We start from the raw sequence: 15,173 nt of genomic DNA on the forward strand, positions 1-15,173 counted from the left end.
TAGTATTTAATAAGATTGTATGGATAGTTTAACTCAGATAGTTCTTGGTGCCGCAGTAGGCGAGGCGGTACTTGGCAAAAAGATAGGTAATAGAGCAATGCTCTGGGGAGCCGTAGCGGGTACCATACCAGATCTTGACATTGTATGGAGATATCTCACAGATACTATCACAGCGACAGAGATGCACCGTGGCTTTAGCCATAGTGTTGTATTTTCTATTCTCGCAGCACCCTTACTTGGTTGGATTGTTCATCAACTCAAAAAACGACCAGATGTGGGGTGGCAAGGATGGTCAAAGCTTTTTTTCTGGGGTCTTTTTACACATCCATTGCTAGATGCATTTACTACATGGGGAACACAAATATTTTGGCCATTTAATTGGAGAGTTGCTTTTAATAGCATCTTTGTTATAGATCCGCTATACACCGTTCCTTTTTTAATATGTGTTCTTATTGCAGCTACTAGAAAACGTGGTACGCTTTCGCGAAAGCGTATAAACAACATTGGTATTTATATAAGCACTGCATATTTATTACTAACGGTTGTAATAAAGTATATCGCCCATCAAAAAGTGGTTGAAAATCTTGAGCAGCAGGGCATAGCATATACCCAAATCTCAACGCGCCCAGCCCCAATGAACACGGTGTTGTGGAATATAAATGTAGATGCAGGCGAAAATTATCTTATAGGTGATTACTCTCTATTTGACTCCAAGCCCATCACTTTTAAGGCATATCCTAAAAAGCGCTCAGAAAGTGAAGCGCTTATCAATACGTCAGAAGTACAACGGCTTATAACCATTTCTGAAGGATGGTATATTTTAGAAAGAAATCAAGATAAGTGGATTTATAATGACCTCCGTTTTGGGCTTATTGCCATAAATCCAGATAATCCTCAATTTGTTTTTAGATACAAGCTAGAGGAAAATGACGGTACAATCACAGCCACAGAGGATCGTCCAGACACGTCAAATATGGATACCGTATTAGGTAATCTATGGACAAGGATTAAGGGGAATTAATCATCAAAACGTCCTGGAAATTGCTCTTTTAAAATTTTAAAGAGATTTTCTTGAGTAAGGGGTTTGTTGTCAAAATGTTGCAAGAGGTCATACTTTTCGGCCTTCTTTTTATCTACTGGAGAAGTAGAGGTAGTGAGCATAGCAATCACCACTCCTGCTTTTTGTACGTCTTCTAATTCTTCATAATGCTCTAAAAACTCAAAGCCATCCATGCCAGGCATGTTAATGTCTAAGAAAATAAGATCAGGACGTGGATAATCTTCATCTATCAGAGTTTTAAGATAAGTAAGCCCTTCCTCGCCAGAATATTTGATAGTCACTTTTGCAGTCACTTTTGCCTTTTTTATTACACGTGAGTGTACAAAGTTATCAGACTCAGAATCATCTATAAGTAATATCTCTCTTAGTGGTTGCATGTTCTTATTTTTTTAAAGTAAATGTGAATGTGCTGCCTTCACCTACGGTAGATGCAACACTTATTTTTCCCTTATGTAATTCAACTATTTTTTGACAGAAGGCAAGACCTATACCTGTTCCTTCGTATTCTTTTGCACTGTGAAGGCGTGTAAACATATTAAATATCTTATCTAAGTGCTCTTTTTTAATACCTAATCCATTATCAGAAACTTTAAACGTGTAGTAAAGTCTCGAGTCGCTTACACTTATATGAATTTTTGGAGAGCGTTCTGGTGGAGTAAACTTGATGGCATTTGTAATTAAGTTTACAAAAAGTTGTCGTAATTCTACAGGATAACCAGATACCGTAGGGAGTGTGTCCTTAGTAATAACTGTTCCACTCTCTTCTATGCGAGTGCCTAGATCTTTATTAATGTCGTCTAACAGTTTATTGAGATCTATTTTTGAACGAGTCCCAGATCGGCCTAGTCTGCTGTAATTGAGTAAACCTGTAATAAGACTCTTCATGCGAGCAGTGGCTCCTTTTATAAAATCAAAATAGGTGCCAGCCTCACCGTCTAATTTTTCGCCGTAATCTTCTTCAAAAAGTGCAATAAAGTTATCTACCGTACGCAGGGGTTCTTGCAAATCGTGAGAGGCTATGTAAGCAAACTGGTTAAGCTGTTTGTTCTTGTCTTCCATCTGGTGAATGAGGTCTTCATTCATCTCCATTTGTGCTTCTTTGAGAGCAATTTCTTGATCTCGAGAGTGGACTAGTTCGATGAGAGCATCATTATTTTCTGCAAGTTTTGTAAAGAGCGGAATAAGTCTTTTTCTAACGGCATACACATTAAAAAGCATCAATAATAAGGCTATTGATAATGCAATAAGACTCAAAACATAAATAGTGTCGTAGGTAGATTTACGCTCTAGTAGTAATGCGTTCTCCTCAATAAGCATGATGTCTCGCATATTATCAATAGCATCTATGAGACGCAAGGTTTCTACTCTTCCGGTACGTTTTCTATTTTCTTCTGGAGTACGTAGGACGTAGTTCTCCATGTTATTATCCATGCCCAGTACGCGCTCATTTACTAGCGCTTCAAACTTTCTTAAGTTTTCTTGTTGAGAAGGGTTCTCGAGCGTTTTTATTTTGAGTTGATCTATCTCACCCCTCAATTTTGCTATTTGAACTTTGTAATCAATACGATATTCTGGATCCTTACTTATTAAGTATCCACGTAGCATACTCTCAGCTTTCAATAATGTTTCAGATACATTATGTATTTGAGTGGTAGTTTCATTAGTATGAACAATCCATTTTTGAGAATACTGTGATGCAAGATATAGCAGCGTAACTAAAACAATTACAGCAAGCGTCGAAAAAAAACTTAAGTAAAGTGACCTGACTATATTTTTAGATTCGGTAGTATCCATAGATTATTTTATGGATAAAAATTTGAGCACTTTGTCCTTCAGAGATTCTATTGCTTCTTTGTGTTCATAAGCTTCAAAGTCATGATGACGTAAGTAATCTGTAAGCTCTCGCTCCCTAGCATCTTTTTCACGTTGTCTCTCTAAACGAGTGATAAGCTCTTGCTTTTCTGAAATGAATTTTTCAAAAAGTGGTTGTAGTTTTTGTTGTAAATTTTGAAGGTTTTCTTTCAAGAAAAATCCAGAAGCCCCTTGTAAGATGAGCTCTGCTGCTTTCTCTTCATTATTAAGGTTTCCAGTAATAATAATAACAGGGATCTCACTATTAAATTCTTTGACTTGTTTAATTACGTCAAACCCAGTAAATCCTTCAAGATTAAAGTCGCTTACCACGATATCTGGTAAGAACTGCTTAAGAGCCACAGCAAGTGAAAGCTCTTTGTCTGAAATGCTAATTTCAACATTGTTACAAAAGCGTTTTATCTGTTTTTGTACGAGAAAAGCATCAGATACTAGGTCTTCTACAATAAGTATGCGTAGTGGAGTATCAATCATTTTTGGTTAGTCTAGGTTGTTTATGTAAAGATATGAGATATTATATCGTAGCTTTCTTAACATTTTTATAAAAATCTAAGAAAAGAAAAACTTAAATAATTACGTTCTATCCTTGTCTCTATAGACGCTTGGAGTGATTTTCATCAATTTCTTAAAGTTTTTATTAAAATGCGATAAAGTCTTATAACCACAGCGATCTGCAACATCTGCTATAGGAATTTCTCGTTGAGCTTCTAGTAAGGAGCAGGCATGTGCAATGCGAACTTCAGTAAGAAAACTAAAATATGACTTGTTTGTGCGCTGTTTAAAGTACTTGCAAAAGCTATGAGGCGTCAAAGATGTTAAGGATGCAAGATCATTTAAATGCACCTCTTGTCTGTAATTTGCTAGTGTAAAGTCAAAGATTGCGCTCATGCGTTTTCCATCTTTTTCAGAAATGTGGCGTTCATAAATAAACGTTGAAAGCGATATGTTTTTCTTGATTTTCAAGACAGTAATTAGGTCTATAAAATGCCCTAATCTATGCATTCCTTGAGCCGTGTTTATATGCTGGAACAAAGATGCAATTTCAGGAGTTATAGATGTTTTAAATCCCGCTTTCGCAAAAGCATTAAAATCCGCAATACCTTTTCCTTCTTCTAATTGTAAAAATATATCGCCAAAAGATGCTGTACTAAAGAATACAGAATACATCAAGCAATCTGCGGTGTCACTATTAAATACATGGGGCTGAAAGCTGCCTAAAACAATTACCTCTCCAGCCGAAAATGAATGAACAGTATCTCCTGCCACTAGAGTTCCCGTTCCTTTCTTAATGTAGCTTATTTGGATTTCCTCATGATGATGGAGTGCATTGTATAATACACCTTGATCTACTTGAAATAAAATAGCAGCATTGCTGGGCTTCGGAATTTTAAAAGGGAGTACACGCATATATAAAGGTACTTTTTTGTTTCAAATAATCAGCAGGTCATATTAATTTGGATAATATACTATTAGTGATGGATAAAACAGTATTTAATTTTGGGCTTATAGTGCCATTATCTTTGACCAAAATAACATCATTATGAGTATAGAATGGAGAGGTGTCATGCCTGCGGTAACGACAAAATTTACAAAAAAAGACGAGCTGGATCTTGACATGTTTGCTGTAAACATCAAAGCCCAACTTGACGCGGGAGTGCACGGTATTGTACTAGGAGGCACACTAGGGGAGGCGAGTACTCTAGAAGATCATGAAAAGCGCACACTTACTACGGAGACGGTAAAACTTGTAAATGGTAGCGTACCGGTCATGATAAATATTGCGGAGCAATCTACAAAAGGAGCCATTGCTGCCGCACAGAAAGCTGAGGAAGATGGAGCAAGTGGCCTTATGATGCTTCCTCCTATGAGATATAATGCAGGAGATGCCGAAGTGGTTACTTATTTTCAAGATGTTGCAAGTAGTACCAGCTTACCTATCATGATTTATAATAATCCTGTAGATTATAAAATAGAGGTCACTCTTAACATGTTTGAGACCTTGCTAAAACATGATAATATTCAAGCTGTAAAAGAAAGTACTCGCGATATTTCTAATGTAACACGCATTAAAAATAACTTTGGAGATAGGCTTAAAATAATGACTGGCGTTGATACACTAGCGCTAGAGTCATTGTTGATGGGAGCAGATGGCTGGGTCGCAGGTTTAGTATGTGCTTTTCCAGCAGAGACTGTAGCAATATACGAGCTGCAAAAGGCTGGTAGAATTAAAGAAGCAATTGAGATTTATCGCTGGTTCTTACCACTACTAGAATTAGATATAAATCCTAAACTGGTACAAAACATAAAACTTGCAGAAGTCCATACTGGTATAGGGACAGAAGATGTGCGTAAACCTAGACTGCCACTTTCTGGAGATGAGAGAGAACATGTCTTGCAAGTAATAAAAAGTGGACTGGCTAGTAGACCTTCCTTACCTAATTATAGAAATTTATAATGCTACAGATAAGATCATTGTCTAATTATTACTCTGCACCAGCAAAAAATTAAAGCATTATGATTACAGGAAAAAATCAAATAGGTTTTACACAGACCGCTACGGGTAACGTGACTTATAAAACTATAAATCCTCTACTAAATAAGGAAAATCCAACCGTATTTTACGAGGCTACTCAACAAGAAATAAATACTGCTTGTGCGCTTGCTCACAAAGCCTTTCACTCCTACAGTCAAATAAAGGGAAGTAAACGCGCAAGCTTTTTAAGTGCTATTGCAGATGAGGTAGAGGCTTTAGGCGCTAGTCTTACAGATATGTATATGCAAGAAAGTGGCCTTCCAGAAGGTAGAGCACAAGGGGAACTAGGTCGAACATTAGGGCAGCTTAGAATGTTTGCAGAGTTAGTGTCACAAGACAAATGGCGCAATTCTACAGGGGCAGGAAATGCAAGCGGACTTAAAAAAGCATTGATTGCTATAGGGCCTGTAGTTGTTTTTGGGGCAAGTAATTTTCCGCTGGCTTTTTCTACGGCTGGTGGTGATACCGCTAGTGCTCTTGCAGTCGGTTGTCCTGTTATTGTAAAGTCACATCCTATGCATTCTGGTACGGGAGAGATGGTGGCTACTGCTATTATTAAAGCTGCACAAAAAACAGGAATGCCAGAAGGTGTTTTTTCTAATCTTAATAGTGCGGGTATTGAAGTAGGAGAGGAACTCGTGAAAAATACTGCAATAAAAGCCGTTGGATTTACGGGTAGTCATACTGGTGGTCGTGCACTGTACAATCTCGCGGCACAAAGAGATACTCCTATTCCAGTTTTTGCAGAGATGGGAAGTATTAATCCAGTGATTATAACGCAGGAGGCTTTAAGTAATAGAGGCTCTCAAATAGCCGAAACATATGCAGGTTCTATCACTCAAGGTGTAGGACAGTTTTGTACAAATCCAGGACTTATTATTACCGTTGCTAGTGATGAAGCTCAAGCTTTTGTAAATGATCTAGCAAATAATCTGAGCAAGGTAGAGGAAGGATGCATGTTGCATCCACGTATACAATCTGGATTTACTAGCGGAGAGAAAGAAATGGCAAAAGTACCTGAAGTCACTTTTGTGATGAGTACAGATAGCAGTAAAGAAAATCATGCAGCTCCCACACTGGCGGTTGTAAAAGGTGTAGATTTTATCAACAATTCTCAGCTGCACAAAGAAGTTTTTGGTCCTTTTTCTATGGTTGTGCTTGCAAAAGATGAAGCCGAGTTATTAAAGATTATAGAAAATCTAGAAGGGCAGCTTACGGCTACTCTTATTGCTCAAGATGAAGAGGTTGCCACATTACAAGGTATTACACTAGCTTTACAAGACAAGGTAGGTCGCATCATTTACAACGGAGTTCCCACAGGAGTTGCGGTAGAAGATGGTATGACACACGGAGGACCATATCCAGCAAGTACAGATAGTCGCTTTACGGCGGTAGGAAATCATAGTATTTTGCGTTGGGTAAGGCCTTTTAGTTTCCAAGACTTTCCTTCGACGTTGTTGCCAGATTATCTAAAATAGAACCTTTATGAAGCATATAATTATACTGCTCGTTTTCTGTATTTCAATGAATGTTTGCGCTCAGAATTCTTCGGCGCAGCTTGCAAAAATTATAGAAGATAGTCAGGAGTTCAAGTGGCAAGATGATTTGGCAGATGAGCATCCTATGGGTGTTTTTTCAAAAGAACGGTTTGAAAAGGAGTCCGCTTTCGCGAAAGCGCAACTTAAAAAACTACAGGCTATATCACCATCAACGTTGTCTGAAACGGAGCTCATATCTCTAGAATTACTCAAGTTCAAGCTCCAAGAAACGGTAGATTACTATGAATACGAAAGCTATTTAAATCCGCTATTGTCAGATTCGGGTTTTCATAGTAGTTGGAATTATATGGTGCGTCCCATAAGTACGTATAAGCAAGCGGTTTTATACCTCAATAAGCTGAAAGCGTTACCAGAAGTAGTAGATCAATACTTGCCATTGTTGAGAGAAGGAGTTGCAAAAGGTGTCTCACAGCCGCGTGTAATTTTTAATGGATATGAGAGTACGTATGATTCACAAATTGTAGCCAATTATAAAGATAGCTTCTATTATGAACCATTCTTAAACTTACCAAGTTCAATCTCAGGCTCGCAAAGAGATTCGATATTGGTAGCCGCTAGAAGCGTCATTGAGCAGCAAGTGATTCCATCTTTTAAGCGTGTAAAAATATTCTTTGAAACAGAATACCTCCCAAAAACGCGCACGACACTTGGAGTTTCAGAAACACCAAATGGAAAAGTATATTATCAAAATAGAATAAACTATTACACGACCCTAGATATCACTGCAGATGAGGTGTATAACAAAGGACTCGCTGAAGTTGCCCGCATTAAAGCCGAAATGCAGAAAATTATTAAGGAAGTAAATTTCGAAGGATCTTTTGCAGATTTCTTGCAGTTTCTGCGCACAGATAAACAGTTTTATACCACTTCTCCAGAGCAACTGCTTATGATTGCTCGTGATATGGCAAAAAGAGCAGATGCACAATTACCACGGTTTTTTAAAACCTTACCTCGCAAACCCTATGGAGTGGCGCCAGTACCAGACGCAATTGCTCCTAAATACACTACAGGACGATATGTAGGTAGTGCAAAGGGTAGTACTAATCCAGGTTATTACTGGGTAAATACTTATGATTTGCCTAGTAGACCAGTATATGTATTGCCATCACTTACAGTTCATGAAGCTGTTCCTGGGCATCACTTGCAAGGATCGCTCAATCAAGAGCTGGGCGATAGTATTCCAACATTTAGAAAAAACATGTATGTAAATGCATACGGTGAGGGATGGGGATTGTATTGCGAATACCTCGCTGCCGAAATGGGAATGTATACAACACCGTACGAACGTTTTGGTCAACTCACTTATGAAATGTGGCGTGCTTGCAGACTTGTAGTAGATACTGGATTACACGCAAAAGGCTGGACAAGGGAGCAAGTGGTAAATTATATGTCTGAAAACACAGCGCTTTCCATACATGAAATTAATACGGAGACAGATAGGTATATCTCATGGCCAGGACAAGCGCTTGCTTATAAAATGGGCGAACTCAAAATAAGAGAACTGAGAACGCTAGCAGAAAAAGAGCTAGGTACTAAGTTTGACATTAGGGAATTCCATGAGATCATCCTAGAGCAAGGAACGGTAACACTCGCTATACTTGATAGACGAGTTAAGCATTGGATTGAGAAAAATAGTTAACCCCTTTCTTAGTAATAGTATATGAAACACACCTTCACTTGTATAGACGCACACACCTGCGGAAATCCGGTAAGACTCGTTGCTCATGGTGGTCCAGATCTCAAGGGGGCAACTATGAGCGAGAAGCGACAGCATTTTCTTAAAGAGTATGACTGGATACGCAAAGGATTGATGTTTGAACCACGCGGTCACGATATGATGAGCGGGAGCATCTTATTCCCTCCGCATGATCCTGAAAATGATTTCTCTATTCTTTTTATAGAGACTTCAGGGTGCTTGCCTATGTGTGGTCACGGAACTATCGGGACGATAACAATTGCAATAGAAGAAGGGATCATCACACCTAGAGTGCCTGGTATTATTAAAATGGAAGCCCCAGCAGGATTAGTTGAAATTGAATACCAACAAACGGGTGATAAAGTAGATTGGGTGCGTCTCACTAATGTAGCCTCTTTTCTGGCTGCCGAAAATCTAACCGTCGATTGCCCAGGTCTCGGCGAGATCTCGTTTGATGTAGCTTATGGTGGCAATTACTACGCAATTGTAGATCCACAAGAGAATTTTACTGGCGTACACGAGTTTACGGCTGGTCAGATTATACAAATGAGTCAGGTAGTGCGTGAGCGTATTAATGAGAAATATCCTAATCAATTTGTCCATCCAGAAAATGATACCATAAGAGATGTAACTCACATGTTATGGACGGGAAATCCTATGGATGCAACATCAGATGGGCGCAATGCTGTTTTTTATGGAGATAAAGCCATAGATCGCAGCCCTTGTGGTACGGGAACTTCGGCTCGTCTCGCACAATTGTATGCAAAAGGGAAATTACAAGTAGGAGAGCCCTTTGTGCACGAGAGTTTTATAGGCTCAAAATTTATAGGTCGTGTAACAAAAGAAACAATGATAGGTGATCAAAAAGCCATTGTACCTAGCATACAAGGATGGGCAAGAATATATGGACATAATACCATTACCATAGACGAGGAAGATCCCTATGCTTTAGGGTTTTCTGTAATATAGCATTGGATAAAAGAAGTATTTATGGCAAAAGATGTTATCATCATAGGTGGAGGGATTATAGGATTAAGTTGTGCATACTTTCTACAAAAGTCTGGGCATCATGTCACGGTAATAGATCAATCTAAAATGGATGGCGGCGCGAGTTATGTAAATGCTGGATATATGTCTCCTAGTCATCTCGTACCACTGGCAGCTCCCGGAGTCATGAGGCAAGGAATAAAGTGGATGTTTAATAAAAAGAGTCCGCTGTATATTAAGCCGCGTCTTGATGCAGATTTTTTAAAATGGTCGCTAGCTTTTAATAGGTCGTGTACTCAGAAACATGTAAATAGCGCTGTTCCCGTAATGAAAGAAATTGCGGTGCTGGGGCGTGATTTATATCATCAGATCAAGCAAGAAGAAGGATTTTCTTTTCACTTAGAAAAAAAAGGACTGCTTATGCTTTGCCAGACAGAAGAAACACTTCAGCACGAGGACGAACTTGTGCAAATTGCAATAAAAGAAGGATTAAGCGCAAGAACCATTACTGCTCAGGATGTTAAAGGGATGATGCCAGATGCTACGCTTGATATCGTGGGCGCCTCGTATTTTGAGTGTGATCATCACAGTACTCCTGGCGAATTTATGGCAGAAATGAAAGCACATCTTTTATCAAAAGGTGTTGTCATTCGGCAAGAGGAGAAGGTGATTGATGTAACAATTAATAAGGGTAAAATAACCAGTGTAAAAACAGATAAGGAAGAGTTTAAGGCGGATGAAGTTGTACTAGCCGCTGGAAGTTGGACAAGTACGCTTTCGCGAAAGCTAAACATCAGCTTACTACTTCAGGCAGGAAAAGGTTATCGCATCCAGACCACCAAAGAGACAGGAATCACCTACCCATCTATACTTTCAGAAGCAAAAGTTGCAATAACTCCAATGAATGGATTTACACGTTTTGCAGGAACGATGGAAATTGCTGGAATCAATCACAGAATTAATAAGGCTCGAGTAGACTCTATTGCAGATGGTGTCAATAAGTATTTTCCAGAAGTGCATATTACAGCAGAAGAAAAAGCTGTTGCTGCTTGTGGCTTGCGACCAGTATCTGCAGATGGAATGCCATATATAGGTAAAAGTTCAAAATGCAAAAACCTCACTATCGCAACGGGTCATGCAATGATGGGGTGGACGTTAGGGCCTAGTACGGGTAAACTAGTGCAAGAAATTGTAGATGAGGTAACACCTAGTATGGATATGGCTATGTTTCATCCAGATAGAACGTTTTAAGTAGAAGAATAGTTTTCTGAGAGCAGTGGAGGGGCTATTTTTATAAAAGAATATTTACAAAGACTTATAATGACAGATATCACAATCCTCACTTGCCAAAAATATTTTAAGCCAGCAGTTATTTCGGCTTACGAGCAAAACATACTGGATGAGCGTAAGCTGATTATCAAAGCTCTTGAAGATAAGGGACTCAACGTGCATTGCACAACTTGGGATGATCCAGATTACGACTTTTCACAAACACGGGCTATCGTTTTTAGAACCATTTGGGATTATTTTGAGAGGTACGAAGAGTTTTCTGTCTGGCTAGAAATTGCTAAAACTAAAACTCAACTTATAAACTCTTATGACTTAATACAGTGGAATATTGATAAACACTATCTCGTAGATCTTGAAAAAAAAGGAGTTCGTATTGTTCCTACAGCTTATGTTGATAAAGGTTCATACCGTTCTATCGAGGAGGTTTGTTTAGAAAGAGACTGGCAAGATGTAGTCATAAAACCCGCTATAGCTGGAGGAGCTTTTCATACACATAAAGTGATGGAGTTTGAGCGTGCAGACAATGAAGAGCTCTTTGAAAATCTAGTTACAGAGCGGGATATGCTTGTGCAACCTTTTATAGCAACGATTGCTACTAAGGGTGAAGCCTCATTGATGGTTTTTAATGGTCGCTTTACGCACGCTATTCTTAAAAAAGCAAAGAAAGGTGATTATCGAGTGCAAGATGACTGGGGCGGAAGTGTTCATCCATATGAACCCACACAAGAAGAAATTACCTTTGCCGAAAAATGTTTTAGTGCTTGCTCATCAATGCCAGCGTATGGTCGAGCAGATATACTCTGGGATACAGATGGAACTCTTCTTCTGGGAGAATTAGAAATTATTGAGCCAGAATTGTGGATACGTAATTATCCAGAAAGCTCTGCAAGATTTGCAGAGGGTATAATTTCTGCTATGAAGTAGTTATTTTAAACTTAAAGAGAATCAATAAACTTCGGTTTTCGCGAAAGCGTAAAAATCCCCTATATTTACGCTCATGAACGCACAAGGCTGGATAAACTTACCTATACTTCTTAATTTCCTCATAAAGAGGAACCCAGAATAGATTGCTTTACTTGATTTTGAGTAACTTTAAGACAATCTAAAAACACAACAATGCCTTTTTATCATAAGTTGGGAGATATCCCTCATAAGCGTCACACTCAGTTTCGTAAACCAGATGGCTCCTTATATTCCGAACAATTGTTTGGAACCATAGGTTTTGACGGGATGAGTACAAATAGTTATCACGTACATAGACCTACGCAAGTAAAGGAAATACGTAAGCAATACTCTGTAAAACCAGAGATTGCAAAGGAGAATAACATGCAATCGTATCGTTTTCGTGGTTTTCAAATAAAGCCAGAAAAGGATTATCTAGAAAGCAGGAAAGCCGTGCTCACTAATAGCGACTGTACGATCATACTTGCCGCTCCTCAAGAACGCACACAAGATTATTTTTATAAAAACACAGATGCAGATGAGCTTATTTTTGTTCATAAAGGCACTGGAAAACTGCGCACACACTTAGGGAATCTTGATTTTAAATATGGAGATTACTTACTCATTCCTAGAGGAGTTATCTACAAGATGGATTTTGATACGGAAGATAATAGACTCTTTATAGTCGAGTCACGCAGACCTATTTATACACCTAAGCGTTACCGTAATTATTTTGGTCAGTTACTAGAGCATTCTCCATTTTGTGAGCGTGACTTAAGACAGCCTTACGAGTTAGAAACTAACGATGAGAAAGGGGAGTTTTTAATCAAGGTAAAAAAGCAAGACGATATTTTTGAGATGGTATATGCTTCACACCCATTTGATGTGGTAGGATATGATGGATATAATTATCCATACGCCTTCTCAATTCATGATTTTGAACCTATAACAGGTCGCATCCACCAGCCGCCACCAGTACACCAGACATTTGAGACAGATGCCTTTGTAATCTGTAGTTTTGTGCCTAGAAAGTACGACTATCATCCGCTCAGTATTCCAGCGCCATACAATCATAGTAATATAGATAGTGATGAGGTATTGTATTATGTAGATGGTGATTTTATGAGCCGTACAGATGTAGAGGCGGGACATATTTCTTTACACCCAGCAGGGATTCCACACGGTCCGCACCCAGGAACTGCTGAGAAAAGTATAGGGAAAGAGGGAACAGAAGAGCTTGCAGTGATGGTAGATACTTTTAAACCACTTATGGTTTGCAAAGATGCTATGGCAATTGCAGATGAAAGCTATTATCAAAGCTGGCTAGACCACTAAACATCAATATGCAAAATAAATTACCTGCAGATCCGTCTGCATTAATATTAGGAATCGTTGGCCTCGTGATAGGTATTGCTGGTTGCTGTTGTTATGGATTTACCGCAATAATACCATTAGGATTGAGTATCGCAGGACTTGTAATGGCAAATAAGAGCATGAAACTCTATCGCTTAAACCCAGAAGAATTTTCTGAGTCTAGCAGGAGTAACGTTTCCATAGCACGAGTTCTTAATATTATTTCTATCATTTTAAATGGGTTGTTCTTACTTATCGTGATAGGAGCGCTTGCATTTTTAGGAGTTGCTGGTATGACAGGAGCATTTGATGATCTTACAAATGATGCATACAGTACAGATAACAACTGGGAATACGAAGATGACTTTAATGATGATGTTTTTATAGAAGAAGAAGTAGATTCTATAAGTACAGATTCTATTTTCTTAAATGAAGTGTTTCCAGAAAGAGATAGTATTGAGTAATACCGCTTTCGCGAAAGCGTAACAAAAACAAATAATAATCTGCTACGGCAGAAGACTTATAAATTAGTATTAATAGTGAAGTAATAGCTTAAACTAACTTCACCGAAAAGTAACAACTATGAGCAAAGACTTAAAATCTGTAGACTACGGATTAGAAAAAATATTTGAAGGAGCGCAGGATTTTCTTCCGCTTCTAGGGACAGACTATGTGGAGTTTTATGTGGGTAATGCAAAACAAGCAGCACACTTTTATAAAACGGCATTTGGTTTTCAATCATATGCTTACAAAGGTCTTGAGACGGGATCTCGTGATGAGGTGAGTTATGTGCTTAAGCAAGATAAAATACGCATCGTACTAACGACGCCACTTAACAGTAAGTCGCCAATAAACGATCACATTGTAAAGCATGGTGATGGTGTAAAGGTGGTTGCTTTATGGGTAGAAGATGCAAGAAGTGCTTATGAAGAAACTACAAAACGTGGAGCAAAGTCATATTGTGAACCATTTGTAGAGACAGATGAGCATGGAGAAACGGTACGCGCTGGTATTTATACGTATGGAGAAACGGTACACATGTTTGTAGAACGTAAAAATTACAAAGGAGCGTTTTTACCAGGTTTTAGAAAATGGGAATCAGATTATAATCCAGAGCCTACAGGTTTAAAATATGTAGATCACATGGTGGGTAATGTGGGCTGGAACCAGATGAATACTTGGGTGAAGTTTTATGAAGAGGTGATGGGGTTTGTAAACTTCTTGTCTTTTGACGATAAGCAAATTCACACAGAATACTCGGCACTTATGAGTAAGGTGATGAGTAATGGAAACGGTCGTATTAAATTCCCTATAAACGAACCTGCAGAGGCAGCAAAGAAATCTCAAATAGAAGAATATTTAGATTTTTATGAAGGAGCTGGTGTACAGCACCTCGCACTTGCAACAGATGATATTATCAAAACCGTAGCGCAGCTTAAGGCTCGTGGTATCGAGTTTTTACCACCACCACCACAAACGTATTATGATGATATCCCACAAAGACTGGGTGAGCACATGAAGGTGATGAAGGAAGATATAGAACGTTTACAAGAGCTTTCTATCCTTGTAGATGCGGATGAAGATGGATATTTACTTCAGATATTTACTAAACCTCTAGAAGACAGGCCAACCCTATTTTTTGAAATCATACAACGTATGGGAGCAAAAGGATTTGGTGCAGGAAACTTTAAGGCACTCTTTGAGTCTATAGAAAGAGAGCAAGCACAGAGAGGAACTTTATAACTTCTTAAGTACGCTTTCGCGAAAGCGTAACCCTGTTATTTACACAATTACAATTATTTAACTAAAACTTCGTCTTAGAAATAGGACGGAGTTTTTTGTTATTCTATTTTTGGAATAACAATTGTATTATATGCTTTG

The 15,173-nt window shown here is 38.6% G+C and carries 14 protein-coding genes; 10 read left to right on the forward strand and 4 right to left on the reverse strand.

All coding sequences use genetic code 11. The features are described from left to right. Positions 1 to 19: 19 nt before the first annotated feature. Entirely contained in the window at positions 20 to 1,021 is a 1,002-nt protein-coding gene (locus DCS32_RS07550) for a metal-dependent hydrolase (protein WP_108877714.1), read from the forward strand. Here DCS32_RS07550 and DCS32_RS07555 read toward each other — a convergent pair. The 4 genes from DCS32_RS07555 to DCS32_RS07570 form a co-directional block, all read right to left on the reverse strand. Further along, a complete protein-coding gene (locus DCS32_RS07555) occupies positions 1,018 to 1,437 on the reverse strand; it encodes a response regulator (protein WP_108877715.1) in 420 nt (139 codons plus the stop codon). The two genes, DCS32_RS07550 and DCS32_RS07555, sit on opposite strands and share 4 nt — an antisense overlap. A 4-nt stretch (positions 1,438 to 1,441) precedes the next feature. Next, positions 1,442 to 2,854: a sensor histidine kinase gene (locus DCS32_RS07560; protein WP_108877716.1), complete on the reverse strand. Its 1,413-nt coding sequence runs from the start codon at positions 2,852 to 2,854 to the stop codon at positions 1,442 to 1,444. Between the two features lie 3 nt (positions 2,855 to 2,857). Continuing rightward, a complete protein-coding gene (locus DCS32_RS07565; RefSeq protein ID WP_013750379.1) occupies positions 2,858 to 3,406 on the reverse strand; it encodes a response regulator in 549 nt (182 codons plus the stop codon). Between the two features lie 99 nt (positions 3,407 to 3,505). Further along, on the reverse strand, positions 3,506 to 4,339 hold the full coding sequence (locus tag DCS32_RS07570) for an AraC family transcriptional regulator (RefSeq protein ID WP_108877717.1): 834 nt from the start codon (positions 4,337 to 4,339) through the stop codon (positions 3,506 to 3,508). A 133-nt stretch (positions 4,340 to 4,472) separates the two neighbouring features. Here DCS32_RS07570 and DCS32_RS07575 point away from each other — a divergent pair, with 133 nt between their 5' ends. The 9 genes from DCS32_RS07575 to hppD all read left to right on the forward strand — a co-directional run bounded on the left by DCS32_RS07575 (position 4,473) and on the right by hppD (position 15,035). Further along, complete coding sequence (locus tag DCS32_RS07575; RefSeq protein ID WP_108877718.1) at positions 4,473 to 5,387, forward strand: dihydrodipicolinate synthase family protein; 915 nt, start codon at positions 4,473 to 4,475, stop codon at positions 5,385 to 5,387. A gap of 59 nt (positions 5,388 to 5,446) precedes the next feature. Beyond that, positions 5,447 to 6,943: an aldehyde dehydrogenase (NADP(+)) gene (locus DCS32_RS07580; protein WP_108877719.1), complete on the forward strand. Its 1,497-nt coding sequence runs from the start codon at positions 5,447 to 5,449 to the stop codon at positions 6,941 to 6,943. 7 nt (positions 6,944 to 6,950) lie between these two features. After that, positions 6,951 to 8,663, forward strand: coding sequence for a DUF885 domain-containing protein (locus DCS32_RS07585; RefSeq protein ID WP_108877720.1), 1,713 nt, complete (start codon positions 6,951 to 6,953; stop codon positions 8,661 to 8,663). A 21-nt stretch (positions 8,664 to 8,684) separates the two neighbouring features. Then, complete coding sequence (locus DCS32_RS07590; protein WP_108877721.1) at positions 8,685 to 9,689, forward strand: 4-hydroxyproline epimerase; 1,005 nt, start codon at positions 8,685 to 8,687, stop codon at positions 9,687 to 9,689. Positions 9,690 to 9,710: 21 nt separating this feature from the next. Then, entirely contained in the window at positions 9,711 to 10,958 is a 1,248-nt protein-coding gene (locus DCS32_RS07595) for an NAD(P)/FAD-dependent oxidoreductase (protein WP_108877722.1), read from the forward strand. 69 nt (positions 10,959 to 11,027) lie between these two features. Then, complete coding sequence (locus DCS32_RS07600) at positions 11,028 to 11,921, forward strand: RimK family alpha-L-glutamate ligase (protein WP_108877723.1); 894 nt, start codon at positions 11,028 to 11,030, stop codon at positions 11,919 to 11,921. A gap of 192 nt (positions 11,922 to 12,113) precedes the next feature. After that, complete coding sequence (locus tag DCS32_RS07605) at positions 12,114 to 13,274, forward strand: homogentisate 1,2-dioxygenase (protein WP_108877724.1); 1,161 nt, start codon at positions 12,114 to 12,116, stop codon at positions 13,272 to 13,274. An 8-nt stretch (positions 13,275 to 13,282) separates the two neighbouring features. Next, on the forward strand, positions 13,283 to 13,756 hold the full coding sequence (locus DCS32_RS07610; protein ID WP_108877725.1) for a CCC motif membrane protein: 474 nt from the start codon (positions 13,283 to 13,285) through the stop codon (positions 13,754 to 13,756). Positions 13,757 to 13,874: 118 nt separating this feature from the next. Next, entirely contained in the window at positions 13,875 to 15,035 is a 1,161-nt protein-coding gene (hppD, locus tag DCS32_RS07615; RefSeq protein WP_108877726.1) for a 4-hydroxyphenylpyruvate dioxygenase, read from the forward strand. Positions 15,036 to 15,173: the final 138 nt, after the last annotated feature.

This window comes from Dokdonia sp. Dokd-P16, assembly GCF_003095655.1.
Classification (GTDB): domain Bacteria; phylum Bacteroidota; class Bacteroidia; order Flavobacteriales; family Flavobacteriaceae; genus Dokdonia.